Annotated in this window: 19 protein-coding genes; 10 read left to right on the top strand and 9 right to left on the bottom strand. The window is 64.0% G+C overall.

The window, feature by feature from the left end; genetic code table 11:
* The first annotated feature begins 22 nt into the window (after positions 1 to 22).
* Positions 23 to 925 carry an alpha/beta hydrolase family protein gene (locus tag WF331_RS08755; protein WP_284360434.1) on the top strand — a complete coding sequence of 301 codons (903 nt, stop codon included), beginning with the start codon at positions 23 to 25 and terminating at the stop codon, positions 923 to 925.
* 43 nt (positions 926 to 968) lie between these two features.
* Here the strand turns inward: WF331_RS08755 and WF331_RS08750 are convergent, their stop codons facing one another.
* The 4 genes from WF331_RS08750 to WF331_RS08735 form a co-directional block, all read right to left on the bottom strand.
* A complete protein-coding gene (locus WF331_RS08750) occupies positions 969 to 1,310 on the bottom strand; it encodes a HopJ type III effector protein (RefSeq protein WP_016497941.1) in 342 nt (113 codons plus the stop codon).
* Positions 1,303 to 1,599, bottom strand: coding sequence for a DUF1244 domain-containing protein (locus tag WF331_RS08745; protein ID WP_003260708.1), 297 nt, complete (start codon positions 1,597 to 1,599; stop codon positions 1,303 to 1,305). The genes WF331_RS08750 and WF331_RS08745 overlap by 8 nt, the downstream gene beginning before the upstream one ends.
* A gap of 9 nt (positions 1,600 to 1,608) precedes the next feature.
* Entirely contained in the window at positions 1,609 to 2,301 is a 693-nt protein-coding gene (gene folM, locus WF331_RS08740) for a dihydromonapterin reductase (RefSeq protein ID WP_016497942.1), read from the bottom strand.
* A gap of 77 nt (positions 2,302 to 2,378) precedes the next feature.
* Positions 2,379 to 2,939, bottom strand: coding sequence for a hypothetical protein (locus tag WF331_RS08735; protein WP_016497943.1), 561 nt, complete (start codon positions 2,937 to 2,939; stop codon positions 2,379 to 2,381).
* Between the two features lie 218 nt (positions 2,940 to 3,157).
* Between WF331_RS08735 and WF331_RS08730 the strand changes: the two genes are divergently transcribed.
* Positions 3,158 to 4,090, top strand: a complete 933-nt coding sequence (locus WF331_RS08730) for a MerR family transcriptional regulator (protein WP_340622809.1) — start codon at positions 3,158 to 3,160, stop codon at positions 4,088 to 4,090.
* On the opposite strand, the gene WF331_RS08725 is transcribed toward WF331_RS08730, so the two are convergent.
* Positions 4,075 to 4,692 carry a hypothetical protein gene (locus tag WF331_RS08725; RefSeq protein WP_340622808.1) on the bottom strand — a complete coding sequence of 206 codons (618 nt, stop codon included), beginning with the start codon at positions 4,690 to 4,692 and terminating at the stop codon, positions 4,075 to 4,077. The genes WF331_RS08730 and WF331_RS08725 overlap by 16 nt on opposite strands.
* A gap of 59 nt (positions 4,693 to 4,751) precedes the next feature.
* Positions 4,752 to 5,180 carry a PAS domain S-box protein gene (locus WF331_RS08720; RefSeq protein ID WP_016497946.1) on the bottom strand — a complete coding sequence of 143 codons (429 nt, stop codon included), beginning with the start codon at positions 5,178 to 5,180 and terminating at the stop codon, positions 4,752 to 4,754.
* Positions 5,181 to 5,296: 116 nt separating this feature from the next.
* Between WF331_RS08720 and WF331_RS08715 the strand changes: the two genes are divergently transcribed.
* The gene (locus WF331_RS08715) at positions 5,297 to 5,752 is read left to right on the top strand and encodes a flavodoxin (protein ID WP_174369724.1); all 456 of its coding nucleotides are present in this window, start codon (positions 5,297 to 5,299) and stop codon (positions 5,750 to 5,752) included.
* A gap of 131 nt (positions 5,753 to 5,883) precedes the next feature.
* Here WF331_RS08715 and WF331_RS08710 read toward each other — a convergent pair whose 3' ends face one another.
* Complete coding sequence (locus WF331_RS08710; RefSeq protein WP_340622807.1) at positions 5,884 to 6,777, bottom strand: LysR family transcriptional regulator; 894 nt, start codon at positions 6,775 to 6,777, stop codon at positions 5,884 to 5,886.
* A gap of 98 nt (positions 6,778 to 6,875) precedes the next feature.
* On the opposite strand from WF331_RS08710, the gene WF331_RS08705 reads away from it, so the two are divergent.
* The 4 genes from WF331_RS08705 (at position 6,876) to WF331_RS08690 (ending at position 10,049) form a co-directional block, all read left to right on the top strand.
* On the top strand, positions 6,876 to 7,262 hold the full coding sequence (locus tag WF331_RS08705) for a CidA/LrgA family protein (protein ID WP_016497949.1): 387 nt from the start codon (positions 6,876 to 6,878) through the stop codon (positions 7,260 to 7,262).
* Positions 7,252 to 7,938: an LrgB family protein gene (locus tag WF331_RS08700; protein WP_016497950.1), complete on the top strand. Its 687-nt coding sequence runs from the start codon at positions 7,252 to 7,254 to the stop codon at positions 7,936 to 7,938. Before WF331_RS08705 ends, WF331_RS08700 begins: the two co-directional genes overlap by 11 nt.
* Positions 7,939 to 8,114: 176 nt before the next feature.
* Complete coding sequence (locus WF331_RS08695; RefSeq protein ID WP_041167552.1) at positions 8,115 to 9,020, top strand: alpha/beta fold hydrolase; 906 nt, start codon at positions 8,115 to 8,117, stop codon at positions 9,018 to 9,020.
* Between the two features lie 114 nt (positions 9,021 to 9,134).
* A complete protein-coding gene (locus tag WF331_RS08690) occupies positions 9,135 to 10,049 on the top strand; it encodes an SDR family oxidoreductase (RefSeq protein ID WP_016497952.1) in 915 nt (304 codons plus the stop codon).
* A 348-nt stretch (positions 10,050 to 10,397) separates the two neighbouring features.
* Here the strand turns inward: WF331_RS08690 and WF331_RS08685 are convergent, their stop codons facing one another.
* Positions 10,398 to 11,180 carry an IclR family transcriptional regulator gene (locus tag WF331_RS08685; protein ID WP_016497953.1) on the bottom strand — a complete coding sequence of 261 codons (783 nt, stop codon included), beginning with the start codon at positions 11,178 to 11,180 and terminating at the stop codon, positions 10,398 to 10,400.
* Between the two features lie 174 nt (positions 11,181 to 11,354).
* On the opposite strand from WF331_RS08685, the gene hmgA reads away from it, so the two are divergent.
* The 3 genes from hmgA to maiA are packed head-to-tail and all read left to right on the top strand — an operon-like array spanning position 11,355 to position 14,597.
* On the top strand, positions 11,355 to 12,656 hold the full coding sequence (gene hmgA, locus WF331_RS08680; RefSeq protein WP_174369727.1) for a homogentisate 1,2-dioxygenase: 1,302 nt from the start codon (positions 11,355 to 11,357) through the stop codon (positions 12,654 to 12,656).
* A gap of 3 nt (positions 12,657 to 12,659) precedes the next feature.
* Complete coding sequence (gene fahA, locus WF331_RS08675; RefSeq protein WP_340622806.1) at positions 12,660 to 13,952, top strand: fumarylacetoacetase; 1,293 nt, start codon at positions 12,660 to 12,662, stop codon at positions 13,950 to 13,952.
* A gap of 12 nt (positions 13,953 to 13,964) precedes the next feature.
* Positions 13,965 to 14,597 carry a maleylacetoacetate isomerase gene (gene maiA / locus WF331_RS08670; RefSeq protein ID WP_016497956.1) on the top strand — a complete coding sequence of 211 codons (633 nt, stop codon included), beginning with the start codon at positions 13,965 to 13,967 and terminating at the stop codon, positions 14,595 to 14,597.
* Here maiA and WF331_RS08665 read toward each other — a convergent pair.
* Positions 14,591 to 15,397, bottom strand: a complete 807-nt coding sequence (locus WF331_RS08665) for a SirB1 family protein (RefSeq protein ID WP_016497957.1) — start codon at positions 15,395 to 15,397, stop codon at positions 14,591 to 14,593. The two genes, maiA and WF331_RS08665, sit on opposite strands and share 7 nt — an antisense overlap.
* Between the last annotated feature and the right edge of the window lie 35 nt (positions 15,398 to 15,432).

Below are 15,432 nucleotides of genomic sequence, written 5' to 3'. Positions count from 1 at the left end.
GCACAACAACAGGGAATGCGCCATGAGCAGCCTCACCCAACCCGCCACCCCCTTTCGCCAGGCCACAGCCGATGGCTACAGCCTCGGCGGCTTCTGCTGGCGTCACGCCCAGCCTGACCCCCAGCGCCCACTGGTGATCATCAACGCGGCCACTTCGGTACGCTGCCGATACTATTCCCGCTTTGCCGACTACCTGTTTGCCCAGGGCTGCGATGTGCTGACCTACGACTACCGTGGCATCGGCGAATCCCGCCCGGTTTCGTTGCGCGGTTTCCAGGCATCTTGGAGCGACTGGGGCCGTCTGGATTTCGAAGCGATGTTGGCGCATGCGACCGAGCGTTTCCCCGGCCAGCCAATAGACGTGGTGGGGCACAGTTTTGGCGGTTGCGCAGTCGGCCTGGCACCATCGGCCGGCCAGATACGCAGGGTAGTGATGGTAGGCGCACAGTTTGCCTACTGGCGCGATTATGCGGCTGATCAACGCTGGCGGCTGTTCGGCAAATGGCATGTGGTGATGCCTTTGCTTACCCGCGCTTTGGGCTACTTCCCCGGCAAGCGTCTGGGCTGGATGGAAGACACCCCGGCAGGGGTGGTGGATGACTGGACCACCCGTACGCCACGCTATGAGCATCGGCCAAGTGGGCGCCGGCTGGAGAGGGTACCGTTTGCACACGTCCAGGCAGCGACGCTGGCCATCAGCTTGACCGATGACCCGTTTGGCACTGTGGCGGCGACCGAGCGGTTGCTGAGTTATCTACAGGGTGCCCGGCACCTGCGTATCGCGCCTGTGGATATCTCGGTCGAGGAGATTGGCCATTTCGCGTTTTTCCATGACCGGTTTCGCGAGAGCCTGTGGCCGGTGGCCTTGCAGTGGTTGCAACGAGGAGCGCTGGACCACGGGGTACCCGGCACCCTCATCGATTGAGGGGGGGGCAGGATTTTGGGGCCGCAAAGCGGCCCCGACTATCTCAAGCCTTGCGCGACAGCGGCTGCCCGGCAAATTTCACACCGGCCAAACCATGCTCGATCAGCGCACGGATATTGCCATGGTCGCTGCCCTCAGGCGTGGCCACCACATCACGGTAGTGCTCGCCAAAGGCCAGCAGCGCTTCCTGGTCGCTCAGCCCTTCCAGCAAAGCCAGGCCCAAGGTCTTGCACGACCCTTCGTTCTGCCCGGCCGCGTTCTCCACGCCGCCGTTGTTGAAGGCCTGCGGCTGGTAGCTGTAGTTGTCGGCAATGAACGCCAGGGTATCGGCAAATACATGTTGGCCGCTGGCCAGGCTGGCGCGCAGGGTGTTCAGATCAGTCACGAGGTTTTCCTTTTTCGAACGCCGCCTGTTGGTCGGCGCTGGCTTCTTTCTGGTATTGGGCTTTCCACTCGGCGTAGGGCATGCCATATACCGCTTCGCGGGCGTCGTCCAGGCTCAGGTCGAGCTGGCGCTCGTCGGCCGCAGCCTTGTACCACTTGGACAGGCAGTTGCGGCAGAAACCGGACAGGTTCATCAGGTCGATGTTCTGTACGTCGGTGCGCTTTTGCAAGTGTTCGACCAGGCGCCGGAACGCGGCGGCTTCGAGTTCGAGCTGTTGCTGTGGGGTCATGGGCTTCTCTCAGGTCATGCGGTTCTTCAAGTGGCGGCCACCATTGATGACCACCTGGCTACCGGTGCTGTACTGGCTGGCGAGCAGGTATTTGACTGTCTCGATCAGCGGGCCGGCGCCGGGTTCGAACTCCAGCAGGGCCTTTTTCAAGGTTTGCTGGCGGTAGGCTTCGTCGCCCCCTTCCTTGAGGATCAGCAGCCCGGGCAGGATACCGTTCACGTGCACCGTGGGCGCATATTTTTCAGCGAATGACAGCACCATGTTCTGCAGCGCAGCCTTGGTGGCGGCGTAGCCAATGTGGCTTTTGCTGCCGCGAGAAGAGGTTTCGTCGCAGATGTGGATGATGTCGGCCTTTTCCACTTTGGCAAGCAAGTCGCCCAGGGCCAGGTTGAGGTGGTAGGGCGCTTCGACGTGCAGGCGGAACATGGTATCGAGGTTGTCGAGCCCGTCATCGAGCCACAGCGAGGCGTTGTGGATGATGGCGCGCAGGCCGTCGTAATGGCTGTGCAGGTGATCGATCAGGGCCTGGCGGTCGGCCGCCAGGCACAGGTCGGCCTGAAACTGCACGATGTTCGGGTGGGCCGTGTGTGGCTGGACGCTGCGGCTGGCACTGACCACCGTATGGCCGGCCTTTGCCAGTTCAAGGGCCAGGGCCAGCCCGACGCGCTGGCTGGCTCCGGTAACGAGAATGGGGCTGTTCATTTCGGGGCGGTCAACTTGTCTGTCGTTTGGTTGCCGCCCAGCATACCCGAACTGTTTCCCAGTTGTATGGCCTGGCCTCAGCGGCTGCGCAGGGCGCCAGTGGTGGCAGGTGAGGCATGCAGCCAACTGGCCAGCAGGCGGGTGGACAGGGGGATGAACAGGTACACCATGACCGGCGTCAGGGCCAGGGTGCTGAGCATTACCCGAGGCAGCAGGTCCAGCGTGGCCAGCCAGGGGCCAAGCAGCAGGTTGAACGCCAGCGACACCGGGAAGAACGCCAGCCAGATGGCCACCGCCTGCTTCCAGCGCGGTGGTTTTTGCACCGTATTGGTGCCAAACCAGTCGTCGATGCCACTGACGCGCGCTTCTTTGGGGCGTTCGAACAGGCCGTTGCCGCGTTGCAGCCAAGCCCGGCGCGAGGCGGAATGCTCCCAGGCATGCAGGGTGGGTTCGTCGCTGAAGCGGAAGATGATCTGGAATTCGTCGCCATCGCGGGGCGGGGCGAGGATGCCCGAACCGAGGTAGCCGGGGAAGTCGGTGGCCAGCTGCTCGCCTTCATGCAGCCAGGCCAGCAGGTCCTGGTAGCGGCCATGGGCGGCGCGGCGCGACACCATCAAGGTGACGGGTGGGGTAGACATCGTGTATCTCCTGGCAACGGGGCTGGCGGGTAGCTGGCCCCTTTGGCTACGTGGCCCGGGGTGGTGGGCGACGCAGGTGTGCATGCAAGAATCGGGCGCGGATTATCGCGCATGTGTGATCTTCGGCAAATGTCAGCCGGCAAACGGTTGCACCCTGCGATCGGTGTCGGCGTAGTAGAATGAGCGCTCAACTTCCGCACTCAGGGTACGCTGTGCAGATGAACGAACAGGGACGTCCGCTGATCGAAGTGGGTCTTGAGCAGCAGGAGCTGTTTCCGATCCGCGAAGTTTCCCGACTGACGGGCGTCAACGCCGTGACCCTGCGTGCCTGGGAGCGCCGCTACGGGCTGATTCAGCCAACCCGCACCGACAGTGGCCACCGCCTTTATTCCCAAGCGGACATCGATGACATCCGCCGTATCCTCGGCTGGCTTGAGCGCGGTGTGGCGGTGAGTAAAGTGGGCAGCATCCTCGCTCGCGGTCATGCCCTTGCCGAGCAGGTCAGCGGGGCGACGGACACGTGGTTGCGCTGGCAGCACCAGGCGCGTCAGGCCGTGCAGCGGTTTGACATGGCCGGCCTGGACCGGCTGTTCGACGAGGTGTTTGCTGCCAACACCCTGGACCAGGTGTTCGCCGAGGTGTTCATGCCGGTTTGGCACGACCTGGCGGCCGGGCAGGGCGGCTATGGGCAGGCCAGCGAGTGGCTGTTCCTTGACCAGTTCTTGCGTGGCCGGGTATTTGCCCGTTTGCAGCTCGCCCATGTGCCGCGTGGTCGCACAGTGCTGCTGGCAGCGTTGCCAGGGCAATGCCATGAACTGGAATTACTGGTGACCGGCCTGAGCCTGGGCAGCGACGATATTGGCGTGACGCCCTTGGCGAGCGGGCAGCCGCTGCAGGAGCTGGCGCTGGTCTGCGAACGCCTGAAACCCGATGCCCTGGTGCTGTTTTCCCACCACCCACCCACGGCGGAACTCACCCGACGACTGGTGCGCATGGCTGCGGTACTGGAATGCCCGTTGTTGCTGGCCGGCGAAGCTGCAGAAGTGGCACAGGACCACCTGGCAGGCAGCCTGGTAGCGTGCCTTGGGGCGCAGGGTAGTGTGATGCGCCAGCGCTTGCGGCAGTTTCTGGCCGGTCAGCTCGATACCTGAGTGTGCAGTTCGGGGTGCGCCTGGCGATGGGCCTGGAGGATATAGTCGCGCAGGCGGTCGATCTCTTCGGCCGGGCTCTGGCCCAGGTCGTAGGCCGCCAGGTCCGGGCCGATGCGCCGGCCCAGTACACCATGCAATTCGATCGGGCTGATATCGCCCGGGGCGAAGCGCAACTCGAAACGTATGGGCGCCGCTGGCAAGCCGCGTATCTCCACCAGTACACCTTTGAACGAAATATCGCGAACCCACAGGCCGCTTTGCTGATCATGGCTATCGAGCAACGGGCTGGGGGTTTCCATCGACAGGCGCCACGCGCGCAGCATGGGGCCGTCTTCGTAGATTTCGGGTGAACCCACTTGAAGGTGCAGGGCGTGGAACTCGTCTTCCACCAACTGCAGCGGGAAGCTGATCTGCTGGTTGTTGAACTGGGCCTGCAAAGTCACCTGTTCGTTGGCCACCAGGCGGGTCAGCAAGCTCTGGATGCGACGGTCGCCATTGACCAGCAGGCTCGACATGGAGTCTGCCAGGTTCAGTTGCGGCGAATGCTGCATGCTCTGGATGAAATCCAGTTCGTCCTGGGTCAGGAGCGCGTCTGCTTGCATGATCGAACTCGGTGGTGGCGATTTCTTCAACGGAATTGACCGTGCGTGGCGTACTTGGTTCAGGCGCGTTCGTCGGGTTTCGGACAAACGCGCAGTTCGGCCAGCTCCCGCTCAAGTTGGACCTGGCGGCTGACGTCCTTCTGAATACCGATGAAATAGGTCCGCTGTTCAGCGTCTAGCCTTACCGGGGTGATCGACAGCTCGTTCCAGAACGCGCTGCCATCCTTGCGGTAGTTGCGCAGCACTTCGCGACAGGGGCGGCCTTCGGCCAAGGCCCTGCGGATGCGGGCACGGCCAAGCTGGTCACGGTCGTCTGCCTGCAGGAAGCGGCAATCCTGGTAGAGGATTTCGTCGCGGCTATAGCCGGTCAGGCGTTCGAAGGCGGCGTTCACGTAGATCAGGATGGTGTCGTCGCCTTCCTGTTCGGCAACCACGATCCCGTCATTGGACGCATCGACCATCGATTGCAGCAATTGCGCGTTGATCATGTCTGGGCCATTGAGCAAAGAAAGGCTGAAGGCGGCGACTTTGGTAGAGGCGGCCTTTTGCCAGCGCTGGATGCTAGTATCCTACGTTTTCACTCAGTTTCGGAATCCTCTACCCGATGAAAGTCGCCATTATTTCCGGATCGGTCTATGGCACCGCCGAAGAAGTCGCCCGTCACGCCGAATCGCTGTTGAAGGCTGGAGGCCTGGAGGCCTGGCATGCGGCGCGTGCCACCCTGCAGGATCTTGAAGGTTTTGCCCCAGACGCCTTGCTGGCCGTGACCTCGACCACCGGCATGGGCGAGCTGCCGGACAACCTCATGCCGTTGTACTGCGCCATTCGTGACACCCTGCCTGCGGCCTGGCGTGGCCTGCCGGGTGCAGTCATTGCGCTGGGCGATGCCAGCTACGGTGACACCTACTGTGGTGGTGGCGAACAAATGCGCGAGCTGTTTGCCGAGTTGGGTGTGCGCGAAGTGCAGCCGATGCTGCGCCTGGATGCTAGCGAGACCGTGACCCCGGAAGCCGATGCCGAACCGTGGTTGGCGGAGCTTGTTCAAGCGTTGAAAGCCTGACGGGGCATTTTCGCTTGTCCTGGCCTCTTCGCGGGTAAACCCGCTCCCACCTGTAGGGCGCAGCTTTCCCAAACTGTGGTGTCCCTGTGGGAGCGGGTTCACCCGCGAAAGGGCCGGCGCAGGCTCAAGCATTAGCTACTGCCCGGCACCGGCCACTCGCGCAGCAACGCCAACCACGCCTGCGCCGCTCGTGACAGGTACGCCCCGCGCCGCCAGATAAAGGCAATATCCCAACGCAAATCCTGCGGCGAACGCAGCGGCAAACGCACCACCCCAGGGCGCTCAAGCGCTTTTGCCACCACCCGGGGCAGCAGCACCACGCCCTGGCCCGCCGCCACCAGCGCTGCCAAAAAATCCGCCTGGCCGCTGCGCCCGCCTTCCTTCGGGGTAAAACCGTGCTGCTGGCACGCCTTCAGCAGCCGGTCATTGAGCACGAAGCTGCGCTGATACAGCAGGAACGGGGTAACGGCCAGTTGCCCCAGGTCCACCTCGTCCAGGCCCGCCAAGGCATGGCCAGCCGGCAGCAGGGCATCCAGCGGTTCGTTGCAAAACGGTTGGTAGTCGAACGCTTCGTCGCTGGGCGTCAGGCTGCCACCCAATTCCAGTTCGCCACTCCTGACTGCCTGCTCGACACTACGGCTGCCGCCTTCGAGCAACTGAATCGCGATATTCGGGTGGCGCCGGCGGTATTCGGCGAACAAACCGGCGAACAGGGCGTCGCTGCCCAGCATGGGCAAGCCCAGGCGCAGCTCGCCACGCTCCATCAGGCTGAGGTCGTCCAGCTCGTTGAGCAGTGCCTGGCGCTGACGCAGCAGGGCCTCGCCACGCTCCAGCACAATGCGCCCGGCTGCCGTCAGGTGCAGCTGCGAGGCCTGGCGCTCCAGCAGTGGCTGGCCCACATCTTGCTCCAGCTGGGCCACCTGCTTGCTTACAGCCGACTGGCTGATGTGCAGGGTGTGCGCCGCCTGGGTGAAACCGCCGCGGTGGACCACTTCGATAAAGCTGCGTAGCTGTTTGAATTCCATGCTCTGAATTCCATTATGGAATGGCGATCAGTCTAACAATTCGCTTCTGGCCTAGGCAGCCGAATCTTAAAATAAGGGTCTGTCGAGGAACCCTCATCATGAAACCCGCGTTATTGAAAAAAGCCCTGCGCTTGCTTGTCGAGCTGGCGATCCTTTGTTCTTTGTTCCTGCTCGGAGGCCAGCTTGCCAGTTGGCTGGGCTGGCCAATCCCCGGCGGCGTGATGGGCCTGGCACTGTTGTTGATACTGTTCGCTTCAGGTGTGCTCAAGCCGGCCATGTTGCAACTGGGCGCGGGCTGGCTGATGGCCGAGATGCTGCTGTTTTTCATCCCGGCGCTGATGAGCCTGCTGGATTACGGCTCGCTCATCCGTGAAGAGGGCTGGCGCATCCTGCTGGTGATCGCCGTGAGCACGCTGATGGTGATGGTGGTGACTGCCTTGACCGTGGAACTGGTGTGCCGCTGGAGCTTGCGCCATGAGCCTTGAACCCATGCCGCTGTTCTGGCTGGCCCTGACCTTGCTGGCTTACCTGGGCAGCCGTTGGCTGTACCGGCGCAGCAAGCGCTACCTGCTGTCGCCGTTGATCCTGGTACCTGTGCTGCTGCTGGCCGTGGCGGTGCCGCTGCATACCGCCTATGCAGAGTATGCCCGCAATACCCATTGGTTGATGAGCGTGCTCGGCCCGGTGACTGTGGCCTTCGCGGTGCCGATCTGGCAGCAGCGGGCCATGCTGGCGCGCCATTGGCCGGCCCTGATGGTGGGCATGGTGGCAGGCAGCAGTGCCTCGATCGCCAGCTCCTGGGGCCTTGCGCACCTGCTGGCGCTGGACAGTGCAACCAGCCTGTCGCTGGTGCCACGTTCGATCACCACGCCGTTTGCCATGCCCTTGGCCCATGACCTGGGGGGCGTGCCGGAGCTGACGGCGGTGTTCGTGATGTTCACCGGCGTGCTCGGCGCCATGTTCGGTGGCGTGCTGCTGCGCTGGTTGCCGCTGCGCACGCCCCTGGCACGGGGTGCACTGTTTGGCGTCGGGGCGCACGGTGCCGGGGTCAGCCGGGCTCAGGAGGTGGGCCGTGAGGAAGGCTCGGTGGCCGGCCTGGTCATGGTCCTGACCGGGTTGTTGAACCTGTTCGCGGCACCGCTGCTGGCCATGCTGCTCTGACCGTTCGTGCCACTGACTCGCTCAGTCATCAAGCTGGCTGGCAACGCAAGTTTCAGCCCATGGCCTGCTGGCTAGACTCTGCCTCGACATAGAGAGCACATGTATGTGCCGAGGTGACATGCAATGACCGCAGCCTTGCCCTATTCCGCCAACACCACTTCACCGGGACCGTTCTGATGCCTATGGCCGAAATTCCATTGTGCGTCTGGCGAACCCGGGGACAGAGTTTCACTTTCCGGGGCCAGAGCATCCGCTACTGGACCGCAGGGCAAGGAGAGCCCCTGCTTTTGTTACACGGTTTCCCCACCGCCAGCTGGGATTGGCACTATTTGTGGGGGCCTTTGAGCCAACGCTTCAGGGTGATCGCGTGCGACATGCTGGGCTTTGGCGATTCGGCCAAGCCGGTCGATCACGCCTACAGCCTGATGGAGCAGGCAGACTTGCAGCAGGCTTTGCTTGGCCACCTGCAGGTCGACCAGCCGGTGCACCTGCTGGCCCACGACTACGGCGGCAGCGTCGCCCAGGAGCTGCTGGCGCGGCACCATGAGCAGCGTGCCGAGGTTGCCAGCTGTGTGTTCCTCAACAGCGGGCTGTTCCCCGAAAGCTGCCGCATGCTGCTGATCCAGAAGCTGCTGCTCAGCCGGTTCGGCTGGCTGGTCGGGCGTTCGTTCGGGCGTGACGACCTGGTGCGCAACGTGACCCAGGTCTATGGCCCTTGCACCCACCCCAGCGAAAGTGCCCTGGATGATTTCTGGAGCCTGATCACCGCCAACCGGGGCACACGTATCCTGCACAAGCTGGTGAGCTACATGCCCGAACGCAGATTGCACCGCGAGCGCTGGGTCGGGGCGATGCAGCGCACAGGCGTGCCACTGCGCCTGATCAATGGCGTGGTCGACCCGCTGTCCGGCGCGCACATGCTCGAGCGCTACCGGCAACTGGTGCCGGAGGCGGACACCGTGCAGCTACCAGGCATCGGCCATTACCCGCACACCGAAGCGCCAGTGCAAGTGCTGCGTCACTACCTGGCGTTTCGTGAGCAGCCTGTGAGCTTCTATCCGCAGAAAGTGGCGTGGTCCTGACCGGGCCGCATCGCCCTGCGTTATTGCCAGGCATTCAGCCTGCGTGAGCTTTGTTGTCCGCCCGTTGTTTGCGGCGGACACTCGGCTTACCTGAACCTGCCTGGAGCCATGAGCATGAGCGAGCCTGTCCGTCTGCAAGATCGCGTGGTGATCGTCACCGGAGCCGGAGGTGGCCTGGGCCGTGCCCATGCGCTGCTGTTCGCCGCACGTGGCGCCAAGGTGGTGGTGAACGACCTCGGCGGCTCTACCCACGGTGAAGGTGCCAGCGCCTCGGCCGCCGATCGTGTGGTGGAGCAGATCCGCGCCGCTGGTGGCATCGCCATCGCCAACCACGACTCGGTCAGCCAGGGTGCACGTATTGTCGAGCAGGCCCTGGACAGCTTTGGCCGGGTTGATGTGCTGGTGAACAATGCAGGTATCCTGCGTGACAAGACGTTCCATAAAATGGACGACAGCGACTGGGAGCAGGTTTACCAGGTGCATGTCGAAGGGGCCTACAAGGTCACCCGGGCTGCCTGGCCACACCTGCGCGAGCAGAACTGGGGGCGGGTGATCTTCACCGCTTCTACCTCTGGCATTTACGGCAATTTCGGCCAAGCCAACTACGGCATGGCCAAGCTGGGCTTATACGGGCTGACCCGCACCCTGGCGATCGAAGGGCGCAAGCACGGCATCCTGGTCAACGCCATCGCCCCCACCGGTGGCACGCGCATGACCGAAGGGCTGATCCCGCCCCAGGTATTCGAGCGGCTCAAGCCCGAGCTGGTCAGCCCGCTGGTGGTGTACCTGGGCAGCGAGCAGTGCCAGGGCACGGGTGAGCTGTTCGAGGTAGGCGGCGGCTGGGTGGGCAAGGTGCGTTGGGAGCGCAGCCTGGGGGTGGGCTTCGATCCGCGCGAAGGCTTTACCCCGGAGCAGGTGGCCGAGAACTGGGCCCGGATCGGTGACTTTGACGGGGCGGTGCATCCGCAGGACAGTTTGCAGGCGCTGCAGCAGATGATGGCGAACCTGCAGAAGTACCCGCTGAGCTGAAGTTCTACTGTCTGTGTTGGCCTCTTCGCGGGCTTGTCCGCTCCCACAGGGATCTCACTGCCCTCAGGTCTGGTGATATTCCCTGTGGGAGCGGGCGAGCCCGCGAAGAGGCCGGCACAGGCGGAAGATTTTTCAGGCAAAAAAAAGGCCGCTGCAAGCCGCAGCGGCCAATCGAGACGTCAGATCAAGGAGCTTCAAAATCTACGTCGGTGAACCTCGCAGGCATGAAAAGCGGGGGGAGAGCCCTTCATGCCGGCCAGTGAGTCAAGAATAAGCGCTTGATCCCATGGGAAAAATAGCGGCTTATGACATTCACCTTTACGTATCGGGCAATAGTGCCGCAGGCGCTCAGGCAGCGGGCGAGTAGCCCATGCGCCAGCTGGTTTCCCGCGCAGCCGCCAGCAGCCGTTGCGCCGCAGGGCCATGTTCGTCGGCGTGGAAGATCGACGTCGGCCCGACCACGGTCATCACCGCCGCAACCTGCCCCATGGCATTGAACACGGGCGCCGACAGCGCATCCACGCCCGGCATCAGCAGCCCGTGCACATGGTGCAGGCCGCGTTCGCGAATGCCCGCCAATACCGCCTGGTAATCGTCGGCACTCTGCTGCAGGGCGGCCAGTTCCCGGTCACGCAGCTCCACGGTCTCGCGTTCCGGCAGGTAGGCGGCGAACACCAGGCCGGTGGACGAGGTGAGCAGCGGCAGCACCGAGCCCATCTGCGTGACCACGGTAACTGCACGCACCGCAGGTTCGATGCTGACCACGGTTGCGCCCTGGTTGCCCCACACCGCAATGAAGCAGCTCTCGTTCAGTTCATCGCGCAGCTGCGACAGCGGCAGTGCGGCAATCTTCAGCACATCGATGCTGCCCAGCGCCGCCAGCCCCACCCGCAAGGCCTCACGGCCCAGGCCGTAATGGTTGGTGGCCGCATCCTGCTCGGCAAAGCCGCTGGCAATCAGCGCCTGCAGGTAGCGGTGCACCTTGCTCGCCGGCATCTGCACATGTTCCGACAGGCGCGACAGCGAGGTGGAGGGGGAGAGTTCGGCAAGGGCTTTGAGGATGTCTGTGCCAACCTCCGCCGAGCGGACTTTCTGCTTGCCGTTGTCGGCGGAGGAGCTGGCTTTGGTCATGGACATCTGCTTCCGGATTCTTCGAGTCGCGCCTTTATAGCTTGACGCCATGCCCGTAGCAAATTACGTTATTCGTAATCTGATTACGATAAAAACAATGCAGACGCGCTGTCACCCCGCATCGGGCCAGCAGCCAGCTGCCAGCAACGGCTCGGTCAGAGCCCGGAGGCATCGATGATTCGCGACACATCACCCGACCTTCACTACCTCAGCGGCTTCGGCAACGAGTTTGCCAGCGAAGCGCTGCCGGGTGCCTTGCCGGTCGGGCAGAACTCGCCGCAGAAGGCGCCTTATGGGCTGTACGCCGAATTGCTCTCGGGCACGGCGTTCACCATGGCCCGCAGCGAGCTGCGCCGTACCTGGCTGTATCGCATTCGCCCGTCTGCATTGCACCCGCGCTTCGAGCGGCTGGCGCGCCAGCCGCTGACCGCGCCGCTGGGGGCCATCAACCCCAACCGCTTGCGCTGGAGCCCCCAGCCCATACCTGCCGAGCCCACCGATTTCATCGAAGGCTGGCTGCCCATGGTGGCCAACGCCCCGGCGCAGAAACCGGCCGGCGTGAGCATCTACATCTACTGCGCCAACCGTTCCATGGAGCGAGTGTTCTTCAACGCCGACGGTGAACTGCTGCTGGTGCCGGAACAGGGCCGCCTGCGCATTGCCACCGAACTGGGTGTAATGGAAGTCGGCCCCCTGGAAATCGCGGTGATTCCGCGCGGCATGAAGTTCCGCGTCGAACTGCTCGACGGCCAGGCCCGTGGCTATATCGCCGAAAACCACGGTGCACCGCTGCGTATTCCGGAGCTGGGCCCGATTGGCAGCAACGGCCTGGCCAACCCGCGCGACTTCCTCACCCCGGTGGCGCACTACGAAGAGGCCGAAGGGCCGGTGCAACTGGTGCAGAAGTTCCTCGGCGAGCACTGGGCCTGCGAACTGCAGCACTCGCCGCTGGATGTGGTTGCCTGGCACGGCAGCAACGTGCCGTACAAATACGACCTGCGCCGTTTCAACACCATCGGTACCGTCAGCTTCGACCATCCGGACCCGTCGATCTTCACCGTGCTGACTTCGCCGACCAGCGTGCATGGCCTGGCCAACATGGACTTCGTGATCTTCCCGCCGCGCTGGATGGTGGCCGAGAACACCTTCCGTCCGCCATGGTTCCACCGCAACCTCATGAACGAGTTCATGGGCCTGATCAGCGGTGCCTACGATGCCAAGGCCGAGGGTTTCCTGCCCGGTGGTGCCTCGCTGCACGGGGTGATGAGCGCCCACGGCCCCGACGCCGAAACCTGCGAAAAAGCCATTGCCGCCGACCTGGCGCCGCACAAGATCGACAACACCATGGCCTTCATGTTCGAGACCAGCCAAGTGCTGCGCCCGAGCCAGCGGGCCCTTGAATGCCCGCAATTGCAGGCCGACTACGATAGTTGCTGGGCCACCTTGCCGAGCACCTTCAACCCGAACCGGAGATAACCGATGAACCACACTGCCAATGCCCGTAGCTGGGTCGAGCACGCCAACGGGCACAGCGACTTCCCGCTGCAGAACCTGCCATTGGGTATCTTCAGCCGACCGGGTGAAGCCAGGCGCTGTGGCGTGGCCATCGGCGACGCGATCCTTGACCTGGAGGCGGTACTGGCCGCCGGCCTGTTCGACGGCGCCGCCAAGGCCGCCGTGGAAGCCACCTGTGGTGGTGCACTGAACGCATTCTTCGCGCTGGGCCGCAGCGCCCGTGTCGCCCTGCGCGAGCGCTTGCAGGTGCTGCTTGGCGAACACAGCGAACACCAGGCGGCGCTGCAAGCCGCGCTGTACCCGGCCAGTGCCTGCCAGTTGCATGTACCTGCGCAGATCGGTGACTACACCGACTTCTACGTGGGCATCGAGCACGCAAAAAACGTGGGTAAGCTGTTCCGCCCCGACAACCCGCTGCTGCCCAACTACAAGTACGTGCCGATCGGTTATCACGGCCGCGCCTCGACCATCCGCACGTCCGGCACCGATGTACGCCGGCCCAAGGGCCAGACCTTGCCGGCCGGGCACACCGAGCCGAGCTTCGGCCCTTGCGCGCGGCTGGACTACGAACTGGAACTGGGCATCTGGATTGGCCAGGGCAATGACATGGGCCAGGCGATCCCGATTGGCGATGCTGCCGAGCACGTAGCCGGCCTGTGCCTGCTCAACGACTGGTCGGCGCGTGATATCCAGGCTTGGGAATACCAGCCCTTGGGGCCGTTCCTGTCCAAAAGCTTCATTACCACCATCTCGCCTTGGGTGGTCACGGCTGAAGCGCTGGAGCCGTTCCGCTGCGCCCAGCCGGCACGCCCGGATGGCGACCCGCAGCCACTGTCGTACCTGCTGGACAAGCGCGACCAGGCCGCCGGTGCATTCGATATCGAACTCGAAGTGCTGCTGCTGACCGAGCGCATGCGCGAGCAGGGCGCTGCCCCGCACCGCCTGACCCTGAGCAACACCCGCAGCATGTACTGGACCGTGGCGCAGCTGGTGGCGCACCACAGCGTCAACGGCTGCCAACTGCAGCCGGGCGACCTGTTCGGTTCGGGCACATTGTCGGGCGCCACGCCGGGTTCGCATGGCAGCCTGCTGGAGATCACCGAAGGCGGCAAGCTGCCAGTTGAACTGGCCAGCGGCGAGGTGCGCAAGTTCCTCGAAGACGGCGACGAGATCATCCTGCGTGCCCGCTGCAGCCGTGACGGCGTGGCCAGCATCGGCTTCGGCGAATGCCGTGGCACGGTCATCGCGGCCAACTGAGGAGGCAGGGGCATGGAGCTGTACACTTATTACCGTTCCACTTCGTCCTACCGGGTGCGCATTGCCCTGGCACTGAAGGGGCTGGCTTACCAGTCCCTGCCGGTCAACCTGCTACAGGGTGAGCAGCGGGGTGCGGGCTATGTCGCCGTCAACCCGCAGGGCCGCGTGCCGGCCTTGCGTACCGACGGCGGCGAATTGCTGGTGCAGTCACCCGCGATCATCGAGTACCTGGAAGAGGTTTATCCACAGCCTGCACTGCTGCCGGCCACGGCCGAAGCGCGCGCCAAGGTACGCGGCGTGGCGGCAATCATTGGCTGCGACGTTCATCCGCTACACAACGTCAGCGTGCTCAACCGGTTGCGCCAGGCCGGCCAGGACGAAGGCCAGGTCAACCAGTGGATCGGCCACTGGATCAGCCAGGGGTTGGCAGCGGTGGAGCAACTGATCGGTGACCATGGCTTTTGCTTCGGTGAGCAACCCGGGCTGGCGGATGTGTACCTGATCCCGCAGCTTTATGCCGCCGAGCGCTTCAATATCGACCTCGACAGCTTCCCGCGCATCCTCCGGGTTGCCGCCCTGGCGGCCGTGCACCCGGCATTCGCCAAGGCCCACCCAGCCCAGCAGCCGGACAGCCCGGCTCAGTGAAGGGAACGGTTCGCCGTCGGAAGCTTGCCGATCCGCTCGGACAGCTTCAGGCGCTGGACCGGGTCATCTGTCAGCAGTAACGCATGCTCCAGGTCGAAGCGCTCGGCCTGTGGGCAGTCCAGGTGCTGGTACAGCGAGGCGCGGGTCACGTAGTCGCTGACTTGAACCGGGCCCAGCTGCATGATCCGCTCGGCATCGATCAAGGCCGCCAGGTGATTGTCGTTACTGATGTGCAGCTGACGCAGGTTGCGTGACAGCCGTTGCAGCATCTGCAGCGGGCTGGCGCTGCGCAGGTGCTCCGCCGTCAGCGCAACGTGCGGGCCGAACTGGCGCGCCAGCAGCTCACGGCAATCATTGGGGTACAGGCGTCGGCCACCACAGGGGTCAAGCAGGTGGTCGGCACCCGGCACGCGCAGCAGGAAATGGCCAGGGAAGCCCACACCCTCCAGCGGGATGGACAGCCGCTGGGCCAGCTCCAGGGCAAGGATGGCCAAGGTCAGTGGTTGGCCACGGCGGCGTTGTAGCACCTTGTCCATCATCGCGGCCTGCGGGCGCAGGGGGTGGTACTCATCCTGCTGAAAGCCCAGGGCATTGAGTTGTCGCAGCAGTGGCTGGGCCAGTTCACACAGTGGCAGCATCGGCAGGTTGGCGCTGATCTCACGCTGCAGGTCATGCAGCATGGCAAGGCTGGCCGCGGGCTCGACGCTGCGGTCGTGCTCGGCGGCCATCCACAATGCGGCTTCCAGCAGGGCGACAGGCTCGCGTTCCAGGCAGGCCAGGCAGGCTTGACGTGGCTTCATGGGGTATCTCCACACACGCTTGAGTATTAGCTGTG

Source organism: Pseudomonas sp. YNh (assembly GCF_037993085.1).
GTDB classification, from domain to species: Bacteria; Pseudomonadota; Gammaproteobacteria; order Pseudomonadales; family Pseudomonadaceae; genus Aquipseudomonas; species Aquipseudomonas putida.
This window is presented reverse-complemented; position numbering and strand designations above follow the sequence as displayed.